Annotated in this window: 17 protein-coding genes; 16 read left to right on the forward strand and 1 reads right to left on the reverse strand. The window is 29.5% G+C overall.

The annotated features are described in order from the left end of the window. Window positions 1–31 precede the first annotated feature (31 nt). The 7 genes from HALSA_RS00330 to HALSA_RS00360 all read left to right on the forward strand — a co-directional run bounded on the left by HALSA_RS00330 (window position 32) and on the right by HALSA_RS00360 (window position 7,493). Window positions 32–757, forward strand: a complete 726-nt coding sequence (locus HALSA_RS00330) for a BUD32 family EKC/KEOPS complex subunit (RefSeq protein ID WP_013404659.1) — start codon at window positions 32–34, stop codon at window positions 755–757. A 43-nt stretch (window positions 758–800) separates the two neighbouring features. Beyond that, window positions 801–1,940, forward strand: coding sequence for a glycosyltransferase (locus HALSA_RS00335; RefSeq protein ID WP_013404660.1), 1,140 nt, complete (start codon window positions 801–803; stop codon window positions 1,938–1,940). Next, complete coding sequence (locus HALSA_RS00340) at window positions 1,940–3,259, forward strand: nucleotide sugar dehydrogenase (RefSeq protein WP_013404661.1); 1,320 nt, start codon at window positions 1,940–1,942, stop codon at window positions 3,257–3,259. The genes HALSA_RS00335 and HALSA_RS00340 overlap by 1 nt, the downstream gene beginning before the upstream one ends. A 25-nt stretch (window positions 3,260–3,284) precedes the next feature. Continuing rightward, the gene (locus tag HALSA_RS00345; RefSeq protein WP_013404662.1) at window positions 3,285–4,298 is read left to right on the forward strand and encodes an NAD-dependent epimerase; all 1,014 of its coding nucleotides are present in this window, start codon (window positions 3,285–3,287) and stop codon (window positions 4,296–4,298) included. Between the two features lie 261 nt (window positions 4,299–4,559). Further along, window positions 4,560–5,663, forward strand: coding sequence for a glycosyltransferase family 4 protein (locus HALSA_RS00350; RefSeq protein WP_041595733.1), 1,104 nt, complete (start codon window positions 4,560–4,562; stop codon window positions 5,661–5,663). Between the two features lie 16 nt (window positions 5,664–5,679). Continuing rightward, a complete protein-coding gene (locus HALSA_RS00355; RefSeq protein WP_013404664.1) occupies window positions 5,680–6,297 on the forward strand; it encodes a sugar transferase in 618 nt (205 codons plus the stop codon). Between the two features lie 20 nt (window positions 6,298–6,317). Beyond that, the gene (locus HALSA_RS00360) at window positions 6,318–7,493 is read left to right on the forward strand and encodes a LegC family aminotransferase (protein ID WP_013404665.1); all 1,176 of its coding nucleotides are present in this window, start codon (window positions 6,318–6,320) and stop codon (window positions 7,491–7,493) included. A 312-nt stretch (window positions 7,494–7,805) separates the two neighbouring features. On the opposite strand, the gene HALSA_RS00365 is transcribed toward HALSA_RS00360, so the two are convergent. Then, on the reverse strand, window positions 7,806–8,471 hold the full coding sequence (locus tag HALSA_RS00365; protein ID WP_013404666.1) for a tyrosine-type recombinase/integrase: 666 nt from the start codon (window positions 8,469–8,471) through the stop codon (window positions 7,806–7,808). Between the two features lie 470 nt (window positions 8,472–8,941). On the opposite strand from HALSA_RS00365, the gene HALSA_RS00370 reads away from it, so the two are divergent. From HALSA_RS00370 to HALSA_RS00410, 9 genes are all read left to right on the forward strand, one after another. Beyond that, complete coding sequence (locus HALSA_RS00370; protein WP_013404667.1) at window positions 8,942–9,796, forward strand: hypothetical protein; 855 nt, start codon at window positions 8,942–8,944, stop codon at window positions 9,794–9,796. Between the two features lie 259 nt (window positions 9,797–10,055). Continuing rightward, window positions 10,056–10,256: a helix-turn-helix transcriptional regulator gene (locus HALSA_RS00375; protein ID WP_013404668.1), complete on the forward strand. Its 201-nt coding sequence runs from the start codon at window positions 10,056–10,058 to the stop codon at window positions 10,254–10,256. A 65-nt stretch (window positions 10,257–10,321) separates the two neighbouring features. Then, entirely contained in the window at window positions 10,322–10,780 is a 459-nt protein-coding gene (locus HALSA_RS00380) for a hypothetical protein (protein WP_013404669.1), read from the forward strand. 273 nt (window positions 10,781–11,053) lie between these two features. Next, the gene (locus HALSA_RS00385) at window positions 11,054–14,182 is read left to right on the forward strand and encodes a CHC2 zinc finger domain-containing protein (RefSeq protein ID WP_013404670.1); all 3,129 of its coding nucleotides are present in this window, start codon (window positions 11,054–11,056) and stop codon (window positions 14,180–14,182) included. A gap of 47 nt (window positions 14,183–14,229) precedes the next feature. Next, on the forward strand, window positions 14,230–14,736 hold the full coding sequence (locus tag HALSA_RS00390; protein WP_013404671.1) for a hypothetical protein: 507 nt from the start codon (window positions 14,230–14,232) through the stop codon (window positions 14,734–14,736). Between the two features lie 400 nt (window positions 14,737–15,136). After that, on the forward strand, window positions 15,137–15,325 hold the full coding sequence (locus HALSA_RS00395; RefSeq protein WP_041595734.1) for a hypothetical protein: 189 nt from the start codon (window positions 15,137–15,139) through the stop codon (window positions 15,323–15,325). A gap of 34 nt (window positions 15,326–15,359) precedes the next feature. Continuing rightward, entirely contained in the window at window positions 15,360–15,707 is a 348-nt protein-coding gene (locus tag HALSA_RS00400) for a YkvA family protein (RefSeq protein WP_013404673.1), read from the forward strand. Window positions 15,708–15,771: 64 nt separating this feature from the next. After that, entirely contained in the window at window positions 15,772–16,116 is a 345-nt protein-coding gene (locus tag HALSA_RS00405) for a P-loop NTPase family protein (RefSeq protein WP_013404674.1), read from the forward strand. Window positions 16,117–16,132: 16 nt separating this feature from the next. Continuing rightward, the gene (locus HALSA_RS00410) at window positions 16,133–16,699 is read left to right on the forward strand and encodes a hypothetical protein (RefSeq protein ID WP_013404675.1); all 567 of its coding nucleotides are present in this window, start codon (window positions 16,133–16,135) and stop codon (window positions 16,697–16,699) included. Window positions 16,700–16,721 lie beyond the last annotated feature (22 nt).

The following is a 16,721-nucleotide window of genomic DNA, read 5'->3' on the forward strand; positions in this document are numbered from 1 at the left end:
TTTTAAAATATCACAAAAGAGAGGGTAACTTTTGAATAAAATAACTAATATTCTAGGTCGAATCTATTGGAAAATTAATAGAATTTATTTTAAATTAACTTTAAATAAAAAATATAATTATTGGCAACAAAGAAAAGATGAGATTCTTGAAGCTTGCAAAAATGGTTATATTAAAGATATTGAATCTTTAGATTTGAATATAGAGCAAAATAATGATTATATTGAAATTGGAGAAATTGATGAGCGTGGGAGAGTAATGTCGGCATATAATATTAATGATCGAAAAAAAGTCACTAAAAACTGCTTTATAAAAAGAAGAAAAAATGATTTATATATTGTTTCTTTAAGAGGTAAAGCAGGAATCAAAAAGAATTATAGAGGTAATAAATATGCTTTTCTTAAAGAATTAAGAGGACTTTATTATTCAAATTTGTCAAAAATTAATGTACCAGCAATTATGGATATAGATTTTGATAAAACATTTATTATACTTTCTTATATTAAAGGGAGATCTTTGCAAAATTTTAAAACTTTGTCTGATGAAAAGAAGATTGCTAGTAAGCTCACAAATCATATTAATAAGATTCATGGCCAAGGTATATATTTAAATGATTTGACTCCTAAGAATATTATTATTGAACCAAATCGTGGTCCTTTTATTATTGATTTTGAGATGAGTGCTCACAAATCAGAGTTAGGAGTTTTTTATAAGTATTTTACAAAAATTGAGAAAGAGAAAATTAAAAAACTTTTCTAATTTTCTGTTTAGATACACATTTTTTAGTCAGGAGGCCACAATTTTGAATAACAAGAATATAAAAATAACTTATGTTATCACAACTTTAGGTTTAGGTGGGGCTGAGACTTTACTTTATAATACTCTTAGAAAAATAGATAGGAATAAATTCGAACCTTTAGTTATATGTTTGATTGAAGGTTCTAATGAATTAGCTGATGATATAGAAAATAAATTAGATATAAAAGTTTATAAACTTAATATGAAAAACAAATTAGATATTAGAAAAATATATTCATTATATAAAATCATTAAGAAAGAGAACCCTGATATTATTCACTCCCATCTATATGCAGCAAATATTTTAAGTAGAGTAATTGGAAAATTAACATCTGCTCCAGTTATTATCTCAACTATACATAATTCAGTCTTTGGAGGTAAGTTAAGAGAAATTTCTTTAAAATTTACTGATAAGTTTTCAAGTTTAAATACTATTATTTCAGATAAGGCAGCATCAAACGCTATTAAAATGAATATTACAAATAAAGATAAACTTAAAGTTATTTATAATGGTGTAGATGTGGAAGTATTTGAAGATTATTCCCAGATGGCTGAAAGGAAAAAAATTATTAAAGAGCTAAACTTAGAAAATGATATACCAATATTATTGTCTGTTGGAAACTTATCTAAACAAAAAGGATATCCTGTTCTATTTAAAGCCTTGGAAAAATTAAAGGATAAGAATAAATCATTCTATTTATTAATAGCTGGTAAAGGTAAGTTAGAAAATCAATTAAAAGAGTTAGTTAAAAAATATGATATGAAAAATGAGATATACTTTTTAGGAACTAGAAGAGACATACCTCAATTAATGGCTGCTGCTGACTTTTTTGTTATGAGCTCTCACTGGGAAGGTTTACCTGTGGTACTTTTAGAAGCAATGGCTTCAGGTCTTCCTGTTATATATACAAATGTTGGCGGAGTAGGTCAAGTAATTGATAGTAATTTTGGATATCTTGTTACGCCTGATGATGAAAATGAATTAGCTGATAAAATTATTGAGATGATAAATTTGTCTGACTCAGAGAGAAATAAAATGGGTGAATATGCCAGGGGAAAAGTTAAAAGAGAATATAGTATTGATAATATGGTTGAGAACTTTGTGAAACTTTACGATGAATTAATGCAAAGGAAGGTGAAATAGTGAAAATACTTAAATCAAAAATCAAAAACAAAACAGCTCAAACAGCAGTCATCGGTCTCGGTTATGTAGGCCTGCCATTGTCTGTAGAGATAGCAAATTCAGGTTACAATGTAACCGGTATAGATATAGATCAGGAAAAGGTAGAAAGACTTAATAAGGGAGAATCATATGTTTTAGATGTTGGTGATGAGAAGTTAGATAAAATATTAGATAATGGTAAGTTTAAAGCAACAACAGATTACACTCAGATAGCTGATTGTGATGCAATTAGTATTTGTGTGCCAACACCATTACGGAAGACAAAAGATCCAGATACGACTTTTATAATCTCTGTTGTTGATAAATTAATTGAATACATGACAGTGGATACATTGATTATTCTTGAAAGCACTACATATCCAGGGACAACTGAAGAATTAATCCAGAACCGTCTTGAAGAAGAACTAGGATTTAAGGCAGGAGAAGATTTTTATCTCTGTTTCTCACCGGAAAGAGTAGATCCAGGCAATAAAGTTTATGGAACCCATAATACTCCTAAGGTTATAGGTGGAACAACACCTGAAGGATTAGAACTTGCTCAGGATTTTTATGGTTCTTTTTTAGAGGAAATAGTACCTGTGAGTTGTACAAATGTTGCTGAAACGGTTAAGCTATTGGAAAATACTTTTAGAAGTGTTAATATAGCATTAGTTAACGAGATGGCTATGATGTGTGAGAGGATGGGTATTGATGTCTGGGAAGTAATAGATGCAGCAGCTACTAAACCATTTGGTTTTATGCCATTTTATCCAGGTCCTGGTATTGGAGGGCACTGTATTCCATTAGACCCAACCTATTTATCCTGGAAGGCAAAGACTTATGATTTCTATAATAAGTTTATTGATCTTGCAAGTGATATTAATGGTAATATGCCTCGCTTTACAGTCAATAAAGTTGCAGATATTTTAAATGAAGTTAAAAAACCGATTAATGGTTCAAAGATACTGCTTTTAGGTATAGCCTATAAAGCAGATATAGATGATTTAAGAGAATCACCAGGTTTAGAATTATATCGCCTTCTTGAAAGCAAAGGAGCAGAAGTCGATTATTACGATCCATATGTTGATAGCTTTGATAATGCCGGTGAAATAGTTAAAGGAATAGATTTAGATGAAGATATTATTAAGGATTATGACTTATCAGTCCTTGCTACTAATCATTCTAATTTTGAATATAAATGGCTGGCTGAGAATGCAGACTTAATCTTAGATACTAGAAATGCCTTTACTGGAATAGAAAAAGAGCATATTTATAAATTAGGTGCACCGCTAAATAATTAAATAGTTATACTGGAGTGGATATATAATGTCAAAAACACATTTAGTTACTGGAGCTGCAGGCTTTATCGGTTTCCATACAAGTAAGAAGTTACTGGAAGAAGGTCAGCAGGTAATCGGCCTTGATAATCTCAATGATTATTATTCTGTTCAGTTAAAAAAGGATAGGCTGGCTATCTTAAAAGAATATGATAATTTCATATTTATCAAAGGTGATTTAGAGAATAATAAACTGGTTGCAAATACATTTGCGAAATATAAGCCTGAAATAGTTATTAACCTGGCTGCTCAGGCAGGGGTTCGCTATAGTCTTAAAAACCCTCATTCCTATATAGATTCTAACCTTGTTGGTTTTATGAATATACTTGAAGGTTGTCGCCATCATGATGTTGAGCATCTTATTTTTGCTTCATCCAGTTCTGTATATGGCTCAAATGAAAAGGTGCCATTCTCAACGACGGATAATGTCGATCATCCAGTAAGTCTTTATGCAGCTACTAAAAAATCTAATGAATTGATGGCACATAGTTATAGTCATCTGTATGATCTTCCTGTTACCGGGCTGAGGTTCTTTACAGTCTATGGGCCCTGGGGCAGACCAGATATGGCTTTATTTATTTTTGCAGAGAATATGCTTAAAGGCAAACCTATTCAGGTCTTTAATCATGGAGATATGAAGCGTGATTTTACTTATGTGGATGATGTAGTTAAAGGCATTTATAAATTGACCTCATTACCTGCTCAACCAGATAATAGCTGGAATGGCAAAGATCCTAATCCAGGCACAAGCAAAGCTCCTTACAGGATTTATAATATTGGTAATAATAGCCCAGTTAATTTAATGGACTTTATTGAATGTATTGAAGATGAGCTTGGAATTGAAGCTGAAAAAGAATTTAAACCAATGCAACCTGGTGATGTAAAGATGACTTATGCTGATGTTAAGGATTTAATTGAAGATGTTGGCTATAAACCTGAAACTCCTCTAAAAACTGGAGTTAAGAGGTTTATTGATTGGTACAGAGAGTATTATGGATTTTAATCACTTCAAAAAATAGCAATAATTTCAAATATTTTAATCTCACTTATAAATTATCGCGTTGCATTATTAAAAATGTCTTAGTTTAAATTACAAAGTACATTTATTAGCTTTTTATTTTGACAAATAACATAAAAAATCAAATTAATTTAATATAGTATTTTTGAGTTATTATTTGCACTGCAGTGGAAAGAAATACAGTTAAAGTTTTTAAATCAGGCTTTGAAGACCCTATTGATTGATATAAGGAGAATCTATAATTTGATGAAAAATAACAAAAAAAGAATTTTGATATTAGCTAATTCGGGTAGAGATATATATATATTTAGAGGAGAATTAGTATCGAGATTGATAAAAGAAGGATTTGAAGTATATTTTTCTGTCCCTCAAAAGAACTCTAACAAGAAAGTTGAAGTATTGGAAAATATGGGAGCAAAACATATTAAGACTTATATTAATAGGAGAGGAATAAATCCTTTAGAAGATTTAAAGCTTATCATTGATTATAAAAATATAGTAAAAAAAATATATCCAGATTTAATTTTAACTTATACAGTAAAGCCTAATATTTATGGTAACTGGGTTGCAAGTTACTATAATATCTCTTCAATCATGAACATAACTGGGATTGGAACCTCTTTAAATTCAAAGTTAAAGTATTTTGTAAAACATTTATATAGTTCTGCTTGTAAAAGAACAGATATTGTATTTTTTCAAAACAAATCTAATTTAACTTTATTTCTAGAAAAAAATATGGTATCAAAAAATAAAAGTGTTTTAATCCCTGGGTCAGGTGTTAATATTGATAAATTCAAACCACTAGAGAAAGAAAGTAATGATAATAAGATTAAGTTTCTATATATAGGAAGAGTGATGAAAGAAAAAGGAATAGAGGAATATATTGAAGCTTCAAAACTATTAAAAGAAAAATATTCAAATTTAGAGTTTCAAATTTTAGGTTCTTTTGAAGAAGATGAATATGAAGAAATAATTGAAAAAACCTCCTCGGTAAAATTTCTTGGTTATTCTCATGATGTAAGACAAGAAATAAAAGAAGCAGATTGTATAGTTAATCCATCTTATCATGAAGGTATGTCGAATATTTTGTTGGAGGGAGCTGCAATGGCTAAACCTTTGATTGCTTCTAACATACCTGGATGCAAAGAGATTATTGAAAATAATATTAATGGTTTTTTATTTAAAGCCAAATCTTCTCTTCAACTACAAAAAAGAATAATTCAATTTATTAGCTTAAGTCCAGCAGAGAGAACTAAAATGGGAGAAGAATCTAGGAAAAAAATTGAAAAAGAATTTGATAGAAAAATTGTTACAAATGAATATTTAAAGAAAATAAATAAATTAATTTAAGAAGGGTAAGTTTTTAATGAGTAAAAAGATTAGAATTTCAAAACGAGAAAAGTTAATCAAACGATTTTTTGATTTTATAATTGCTAGTATTGGTTTAATTATTGTTTTGCCTATTATTTTAATAAGTTATTTAATTGCTTTAATTGAAACTAAAGAAAGTGGTTTTTTTACTCAAAAAAGAGTCGGTAAAAATGGGAAGATATTTAAAATAATAAAAGTTAAAACAATGAAATCTAATACTAAACATAATACTAATGTAACTACAAAAAAGGATCCCAGGATAACGAATTCAGGAAAATTTTTTAGAAAAACTAAAATAGATGAATTACCACAGTTGATTAATATTGTCAAAGGAGAAATGAGTTTTGTTGGGCCAAGACCTGATGTGCCAGAGATAATAAATACAATGAACAAGGATGATAAAGATATTATTCTTTCAGTAAGACCTGGGATTACCGGTCCTGCTTCTTTAAAATATGAAAATGAAGAAGAAGTATTAGCAGAAAAAGACAATCCGGAAAAGTATAATGAAGAGGTAATCTTTCCGAATAAGGTTAGGCTGAATAAAGAATATATAAGGAATTATTCTTTTTTTAAAGATATATATTATATTTTTAAGACAATATTTTTTTAATTTTAAAAAAGGGTGATATAATGCCAGAAAAAAGATCAATCCCACTTTCAGTACCCAATCTATCTATGGATATAGTTAAAAATATAAAAGACACTATAGAATCAGGCTGGGTATCCACAGGTGGTAAGTTTATAAAAGCATTTCAGGAGAAAATGGAAAAGTACTTAAAAGTAGACAGAACAGTAGCAGTTCAGAGTGGAACAGCAGGACTACATCTAGCTATGAGAGTCTTAGGAGTAGAACATAATGATGAAGTAATAGTTCCGACAGCTACCTTTATAGCAGCAGTAAATCCAGTTACTTATATGGGAGCAGAACCTGTTTTTATGGACTGTGCAGATGATATTAACATAGATCCAGATAAATTAGAGTCATTTTTAGCCAATGAATGTAAAATTGTTGATGGCAAAGTAATCAATAAGCAAACAGGTAGAGAGATTAAAGCTATAGTAGTAGTTCATGTCTTCGGTAATCCAGCTGATATGGAAAGAATAATGGAAGTTGCAGCTAAATATGATCTAAAAGTAGTAGAAGATGCAACAGAAGCCCTGGGTTCATATTATACTTCCGGTAAATACAAAGGCCAGCACTGTGGAACAATAGGAGACATCGGAGTTTATTCCTTTAATGCCAATAAGATAATTACCACCGGTGGTGGAGGACTGATGGCTTCCAATCACCCTGACCTTTTAGAAAAAGCATCATTTTTAGGGGTTCAGGCTAAGACTGACCCTTTATATTATCAGCATGATGAAATAGGATATAATTACCGAATGACTAATATTCAAGCTGCTTATGGAACAGAACAAATAGACAGGCTGGAAAATTTTATAGCTACTAAAAAGAAAAACTATCAGCTTTATAAAAAAGCAATAGCTAAAATAGATGGTTTAAACTTATTGCCTTTTAATCAGGGAACAAGAGCCAATCACTGGTTTTATGCAGTAATAGTTGATGAGGATAAATACGGGATAGATAGAGATCAGCTTTTAATAAAATTAAATGATGTCAATATTCAGGCTAGACCTCTATGGGGGCTGATTCATCAGCAAAAACCATATCTTGATAATCAAGCCTATCAGATAGAAAAAGCTCACTACTTTGTAAATCATTTAATTAATATTCCCTGCAGCAGCAACTTAACTGAAAAAGAAGTTGAGATTGTAGTTGCATGGTTAAAAGAGTTTAAGCAATAATTTAGAGGCTGTTGATGGAGAGTTTTTAAATAAGCATCTAAGCAAATTGGAAAGCTGAGCTGAGCAAGCAGATGGTTTAGAGATTTTTGCTGCTTTAGTTAATCTTGTTGATAGTTATCAACCAAGAAGAGATAATGTAAACAAGATTGATTTTACAAATAAGCAGAAATACTCTTAGCTTTTTATAAGAGTTTCTTATACTTTTTACACTAAATGATAAAATTAAATAACTTTCTATATCTCCTGCTATTTAAAAGATGGTAGGATTTTTTATTATAAGAAATGAAGCTAAATAAAAGTTTATTGAAATCCTTAATATTTTTCATCTAACTTTTTCATATCATTTTCAAGTTCTTCATCGACCAGATGAGTATAAATCATGGTAGTTTGAATACTGCTGTGGCCTAAAGTTTTCTGTACCTTCCTCAAATCATTAGTCATTCTATATAATTCGGTAGCAAAGGTATGTCTTAGAACATGAGGGCTTACCTTCTTCTGCCAATAAGTCTCTTCTAATTCCTTTCCTTCCTCATCTCTATAATTTTTTTCTACTTCTTCTTGAATACCAGTTTTTTCTGCATAGTTATAGACCATTTTCCTTACATTAGCTTCATTAAGTTTTTTTCCAGCAAGAGAAGTGAAAACTAGATTGTTTTCATTTTCTAAATTCTTTTCAGCTAAAACTTTATTTTGCCGTTCTCGCCACTTGCCAAGTTGATTTAAAGTTTTTTCTCCCAGCCATAAGTTTCTATCTTTTCTTCCTTTACCTTCGACAATTGATAATTTAGCAGCAGGAAAATTAATATTGTTCCATTTTAAATTTAAAGTTTCTCCCAGTCTTAATCCAGCTTTCAGCATTAACCTGATCATAGTTTTATTTCTCAAGGCAGTTGGATATCTTTCGTTGAAAACTTCCAATAATTGCTTTTGTTCTTCCTCCCTTAGTACTTCAGGTATTCTTCTCCCTCTTTTTGGCATTTTGCAGTTTCAACTCCTTTTTACTCTATTTTCTATATAATAGTGTTATATTCACATCATATTTTTAGTTTATCAGCCTTGATACCTTTTGGCAAGAAATTAGTGTTATATTCACAAATAAATACAGATTTAATTTTTTCTTAATTGAAAGCTCACTCTATCAGGATAAGTTTATAATTGGTTACCCTAGCCAAGTTTAAAGATAATAAAAAATAGAGAAAAGAAACGACAAGGGATACTTTAATTGATTGGTATCGTGAACATGCTCAAGAAAAAATTAATGAGCGAAATGAGCGAGTAGAAAAATAGGACAACTTCTATTAGTTAAATTTGCTATAAGTTTTAATATTAATATAAATTAAGCGTATTATGATTTTTTTAGTGATAAAACAGGACAATTTGTTTATTCATATAATTATAAAAATAATATTTCATTTAGATTATTATGAATTGATACAGGAGGCGAAATAATGGAAGGTAAAAGAAAAAACAGAGAACCCGGAGAGTATAAATTTCCGGAAGATAGTTCTTTTAAAGAAATATATTTTCCAGAAAGAAATTATTTTTTAAATTTAGTTGTTGATATAGTTCCTGAAGTATATGAAGATATTTTGGATTGTGTGGTGCCAGAATTAAATAAAGTTTATGAGAACCAAAAAAAAGAAGAATTTAAAGCAATAAATTGGTCTACTATTAAAAAAGAAAAATTTTTTATTGATCTGAAAAAAGTAATAATTAATTTAAAGAAAAAATATAATTTAATTGAAGCTGACAACTGCAAAAAAGATTGGATATCAATATTAATTTTAGAAGAAGCTAATAAATTATTGGTAACCGGTAAATATAAAGAGAACAAGGATAATAAGAACATAAAAAAGAATGAAGTTGAATATACTCCATTTCAAATAACAACTGATCAGAAAGATCTTGCAAAATATTTTCTGGAAAAAAATAAAAAAGAAAAATTTAGAATCAATATAGGAGATGAGCCTTTATTTTGGAATCCTATTCTCAAAAGTAGAGCAGCTAAAAAAAGTGAGATTAATTATAATGAGCTTGAAGATAAAAAGAAGGACAAAATAGATAAAGAAATGGATAGAATATGTGATTATATGGAAGAACTAGGTTGTAAGAAAGTAGCCTCTAAAAAAGACATGTATAAAAGATTAGTTTTATATCAGGTAAAAGAGATGACTTTTCTAGATATTATTGATAATTTTTTTGAAGAAAATTCATATACTGATAAATATGATGAAAAAACAATTCAAAAATCTGTTGAAAGACTAGCTAAAAGGATTGGAATAAAAAGACGCACACAAATATAAAAGACACAAATAAATATCTTTTTAAGACCTCCACTTGTAATTTAGTGGGGGTTTTTTATTTGATAAAAACAATCTTATTTAGAGAAAAAAGTTGGATGTCGTTCTTAAATTATCACTTTTAATTTATACTTAATTTAAGAAATGGACAAAAGACAAAAAAAGATGAAATAAAAAAAGTTGGATGTCGTTCTTATATGCTTTTATATATTTTATAATTAATTACAGAAAGGTCAAAGGACAAATGGGGGAGGTGAAATCGATGGAAAATAATTTAAAGGAAATTAGAGAGCAAAAAGGTTTATCTCAGTTAAAATTAAGTTATGAAACTAGAATATCTCCACCAGATATATCTAAAATTGAGAGGAATAAAATTTTTCCTCATCCAAAATGGAGAGAAAAAATAGCAAGGGTATTAGAAGTTGAAGAGAAAGATATTTTTCCTGGAATAGATAAAGGTTAAAAACTTGCATATTATTTTATAACTTACACATTAACAAAGACTTAAATTAAAAAAGGAGAGATATTATGTTAAACGAAAAAGCAAAAAGTATTTTCATTGAAACTATGGAAGCAATTAAAACTCAGGAGTTTATTTTGAACAATAAAGATGGTGATTTTTTCGGGAAAGTTTGTTGCGGCCAAGAAAAAGTAGTCTCACGTGATAAAAAAACTGGAAAGGAGAGATTTATTTGCGAGGAAGAACTATTAATCGATCCCATCAAAAATACTTATCAGTGTAATAAATGTGGATCAAAAGGAACAATAATTGAATGGTATAGTAAAGCGCACGGCTGTAATTTTTCAGAGAGCATCCAATATATCAATGATTATTACAATTTGAATTTGTTAAAAGATATTGATGAGTCAAATATGAATAGAATAATGAAGCTGGTTGAGAATTATAACGATTTATATATTAAAAGCCTCGAGATTGATTCTTTATTAATTATTATAGATGATTTGGTAAATATTTTTAGTTTTTAGAACTAAAAATTGCTAAGAAAAAATGAATTGAATGGTATTAAAGATATAATCAATTATTAGGGCATTGTTTTCAATGGATATAGAGGTGGTTTAATTATGAATTTAATAAAAAAATAAGCCTACCTTCCTGTAAAGGTAGACTTATATAGAGTAAAACTCTTAAATCTATTATACCAGATAACTTAGGAAAGATTCAATAAAAGTTAAGCAAAACACTCTAATGCCCTAATTTTGATTTATTAAAAATAAATCTAAAATTAGGAGGAAACAAAAGTGAGTAAATTAATAAAAAACTGTAAAATAAAAGAAATATCAAACAATGCAAATATCAAAGAAATTATTGAAGAAGATGTGGGATCATTAAAAAAAGAATCAACTAATAATTATAGCGGCTTCCATAAAAACAAACATGCTTCTGAAAGTAAAACTTCATTAAAGGTAAACACTGATAAAGGAGTTTATTATTGCTTTAACTGTGGTGAAGGAGGAAATGCAATTACATGGCTAATGGCAAATAGAAGTATGGGATTTTTAGAAGCAGCCCAATATTTAGCTGCAAGATATGACGTTGATATTGGAGATTTAAGTGAAGAGGAATTGGAAAAAATAAAAAAGTTTCATCAAGAAAAAGAAATGATATATGAAATATTTACAATAGCCGCGGAAATTTATAACAGTCAGTTAAGAGAAGAACACTATCACTTATTAAAAAACAAATGGGGTATAACAAAAGAAACTGCAGATAGTATTAATATCGGCTATGCTCCAAGTGATGGTAATTTTCTTTTAAGAAAATTACTAAAGAAGGGTTATAGTCAAAAAGATCTCAAAAAAACAGGCCTATTTATAAAAAAATATGATTTTTTTCAGGGACGAATCATATTCCCTTATCAAAAAAATCATAAGGTAGTGTTTTTTATAGGACGAAAAACAAAACACACACCTGATAAAAAATGGGAGAGAGGAAAGTATAAGAAACTGCTTACTCACTCTGACAAGAGAAAATATATTAGTTCTGTAGTAAAAAATGAACATTTATTTGGTGTAGATAGTCTCAGTAATACAGAGGCATTAATAATTACCGAAGGTATAACAGATGCTATTACAACTATACAGGCCGGATACTCCTGCATATCACCAGTTACAGTTCAATTTCGTAAAAAAGATTATAAAAAACTGGAATCAATAGCTGAAAAAGCAAAAAAAATATATATTGTGAATGATAATGAAGAAAGTGGTGCCGGCAGGAAGGGAGCATTAGAGACTGCTCGATATCTTCATAAAAAAGGTCATAAAGTTTATATAGTTGAGCTGCCTAAACCAGAAGAGGTATCAAAAATCGATCTTGCTGATTATTGGAAAGATCATAATAAAGATGATTTTGAGAAATTGCTCAGAGAATCAAATAATCTAATGGATTTAGGTATTAAGAAAATAAAGCAAGCTTCCTATGATGAAAAAATAACTGCTGCTGAAAGTGTTTACCCTTTATTTGCGGGGTTAGGGGATATTGAAAAAGATAGATATATCAAAAAGATAAAGGAAGCTTTCGGTAATGATGTGCGAATTAAAACTATAAGGGGAAAGATTAATGAGGTTATAAATAAAAAAGAAAAGAAAGAAAATACTAATGATATTAAATCTGAAGAATCTACTAGTAATACATCTCCTATTCCAAGAATTAGAGAATCATCTAGCGGGTATTTTTATGTGGAAAGAGATTCAGAAAATGATTCTGGAGAAATAATTTATATATCAAATTTCATTTTGAATATAGATACTATATTAAGAAATCAAGATGGTAAAGAAATAATTTCGGGGGACATATTATATTACGATAAAAATAAAGAAGAAATCAATTTAGATTCCAACGCATTTATTTTGAGTAAAAACTTCAAAGAAGAACTGCCTAATAAAGCTATTTGGACAGGCAATAGTACTCAATTACAACAGATTAAAGTAAATATATATGACAATAATCCTGTGTCAAAAAAAGCTGTAGAATTGGCTGGAAGATATGATAATCAAATATTGCTTCCAGAAATAACCTTAAGTAAAAATGGTATTGTAGAAAGAGCAGATAAAGTTGTTATCAATCTAAAGAACAATCATTTGTTATCGAAAATGCCTAAAAAAATGCCAGACCAAAGTGAACATATGAGAGCAGCTGAAAATATTTATAAATATCTTCCTAGAATAAATGAGCCTGTCATAGCTGGTGCTATAACTTCTTGGTCTTTTGCTTTACCCTGGTGTGATCTAATAAGGAATAAATTAAGTTGGGGTGGCTTTCCCCACTTAATTCTTTACGGCGAAGCCGGTAGTGGTAAAACTCAGAGTGCTAAGTTAATCTGGCGGTTAAATGGTATAAGTCAAGATAATGAGCCTTTTTCTTTGCCTAATACACGTTTTACAAGACTGAATAATTACTCGAGCAGCAATTTAATACCGGTTTTTCTTGATGAATACAGACCAAGTGCATGGAGCGGTTATAGATCTAGACAAATTCACGAAGAATTAAGAAATATTTATAATAAAAATGCTGCTGAAAGAGGAAGAGCAGATCTTACGACTAAATCTTTTTCTTTAGCTGCCCCGATTATTTTATGTGGAGAAGATAGACCTAGAGACACAACAGGCTTAGAAGAAAGGATGATAATTCTTAATCCTAATAAAGATATAGTTGATGGAAACAATAATCAATATGGTGATATATGCAAGAAAAACTTTAATAAATTGCAGAAAGCTCCTTTAGAAGCTTTTGCTCTACCATACTGGAAGTGGTCTTTAGCTCAAGAAAATTGGGAGGAAAAGCTCGAAAAAGCAAGAGGTGAAATAATAATTTGGAAGGAAGATGAACAGCTTACTATACCTGAACGATTGATTAATAATTTAGCTATATTAAAGTTTGGATGGTGGATGTATTTAAGTTATGCAGAAGAATTAGACATTGAACTTGATGAAGAAATTTTAATTGAGGCTGAGTTAAATGCAGTACTTAAGAGTGTTTATTATAATGTGATGCCAGAAGGACGGCATTTTAATGAGTTTGATGAATTGATTGTTTTTCTAAATACCATGGTAAACAACAGTAAATTGTATTCTAGAATTCATTATACTATCAAAAATAAGAATACTTTAATTTTGAGACTGCCTGATATCTTACCGATAGCTAAAGAATTTGCACATAAAACACAAAGAAGTAGAGAGCTCCTCGGAATAGATGCATATCGATCGATCATTAGAAGGCTCGAAGAAGACCCCAATTCATATGTGTTATCAAGCAGTGACAAAGGATCGTTTAGAAAAAGTGGAGACAGCTATTGTGAATTAAGAGGAGTAGCTTTAGATATGGATAAATTAGAAGAACAACTAAAGATAGAACAGGAAATTTGGTCATAGTTAGATGTTTTGTATAACTTAAAAATAAATTAAGGAGAATGATATAAATGGAAATAGAAAAGTTTTCTTTTTGTTCTGAAAAAGCAAAAGGAATTTTTAATAAGATAATAGAAGGTACGGATCTATCAGAATTAGCTCATGATTTTTGGAAAAATAGAGGAACAGGTATTTTTGATTACAAGATTCCTTGCTGCTTTGAGGATATATCTTCCGAAGGAAATGGAGAAATAGTTGTTCATCGTTTTAAAATATATAGAATAAGTGATAATAATAAATATTATGAATGTAGTGGATGTGGCACTAAAGGAACTATAATTAACTGGTACAGAAATTTTATGGATGTTTCATTAGTTGAAACTTTTGAATTTCTTGATGAATATTTTCAATTAGATCTATACAATATTACAGACCTGGATAATTCTATAAAATTTATTATAATTAACAATATAAGAGATTTGAATAGAAAATATATTGAAAGTGAATGTCCAGATATTCATGAAATAAGTAAGATTGTGTTTTCTGATGAAGATCCTTTTGCTTCAATTCAAAAGTGATTAAAGTATAATAGTGTCGGTTCTACAGTTATTCGACACATAATCTACACCTTGAATTAATTGTTATATCAGTCTTTATAGTACTTTTATATTAATATCGACACATAATTATGTATAACTATATAGTAAATAAAAAAAGGGGTATATACATTTTAACACCAGTTATTATATACCCCTTTAAATATTTATATATATTGTGCTACCCCCTCTAAAAAAGTGTCGATGATTAAAAATGCTTTAAAATGCTGTCATGACAGTGATTAAGGTGTTTTTAGGATGTGTCGATATCGACACTTTTTGAAAATCTAATGTTAATTAAACGATATATAATAAAAAACTAAAAAGAAGAATTTAAAATGGCCAGAAAAAATTGACTATCATTGATTGGTGTAGTCAGTTTATGGATTTATCTATAGCTGATACAATAAAATATATTGCTGAATCTTGTAATTTAGATTTATATGATATTGAGAGTTTAGATGATTATGATAAGTATGAGGTTGTATTTGCTGTTAGAGAGCTAAACAGGGAATATCTAGAAAAAAAGAAATTTCAAATCAAAACATTGTATAAGTATAGTGTAAGATAGCGGCTGTAATCAAAATAAAAAAGGTGGTGGTTTATTGAGAAGATTACTAAAAAGAATAATAGAACAAATTTCTGATGATATTGATGAAAAAAAGCTCATGGAAATCAAAAGTGACTCTGCTCAGTGGAGGAAAAAACATAAAAATAACAGTTCTTTAAAGAAAATACTCTTTTATTTCACGTATTTTTTAAAGATTATCGATGATTACTTTAAAGTTAATAGTGATATAACATTTAAGATAGCAGCCATAAGTGCTGCTGTCTTATTGTATATCATAACCCCCAATGATTTAATACCCGATTACCTGCCGGTAATAGGCTACATGGATGATCTAGCCGTTATCGGCATATTCTTTCCTTTAGTCAAAAAAGAATTAACTTAAGGCCATTTGCAGCAAATACTGCAGGTGGCTTTTTTTGTTTGTGTAAAAAAGAAAGGAGCAAAAAATGTGTAAGGTAACAGAAAAAGCAAGAGCATTTGAATTCCATCTTTTTGGAGGCGACCTTGATTTTCCTGAAAGGTATACCCTTCATATACCAAAAAACTTAGAAACTCTTTTCGACAGTTTAGAAACTGATGAAGAAGATATAGAGATAGCTTTGTGGAACAGTGGTGCAGATGCAGTATCTACGGTAAAAACCTTCGCTCTCTACAACAGATCCAACAAAGAATACTTAGAATTTGAGATAGAGCTTGATAATTTCTTAGAGGGGTTTTTTATCACTCTCAAAAGAATTTATAGAAAAACATCAGAAAAAATGCTGAATTTCCCAGTGATAACGATAAATTAAAAAGGAGTGGTCTTTAATGATTGATGCTAAAGAAATAGCAAAACTAATTAGAAAGAGTAATAAGGTGATTATAGAAAAATTCACAGATGGTACTTACAATGTGACAGACACCTATATCATGGTAAATCTTAATGAAACTGAGTTTGGCAGGTTCTTTGCTAAATACAACAGCTATAAGTCCACAGCAGATATTCCCTTTAACTTTGAAGGGACAATATTATCAAATGGTAAAAAAACTTTTGAGAAAAACAAGCTGAACACTAAAACAGTAACAAGCCAGGTTGGAAATGCTAAACATGATGCAGTCATCACAGATTTTTATAAGAAAAACGATTCAGGTGTTGAGATAAGAATCTTTAAAGCAGGTAACGAGGTAGGGATGTTCAACAGAGATTATGAATTCCTGTTAGATTACGGAGAAAAATACAAAGCTAAAGATAATAAAAATCCGCTGTTCATCCTGGATAAAAAGGATGATGTAAAAGCTGTCATAATGCCTGTTTTAGATAGGGGTGATACACCAATAAAGCAAATGCTCAGCAATTTGGTTAAAAAGAGCTATTTAAAGAACAAGATAGCCTAGTAGGTAGTAAAAACTAAGGAGG

This window comes from Halanaerobium hydrogeniformans (assembly GCF_000166415.1).
In the GTDB taxonomy this organism is placed as follows: Bacteria; Bacillota; Halanaerobiia; order Halanaerobiales; family Halanaerobiaceae; genus Halanaerobium; species Halanaerobium hydrogeniformans.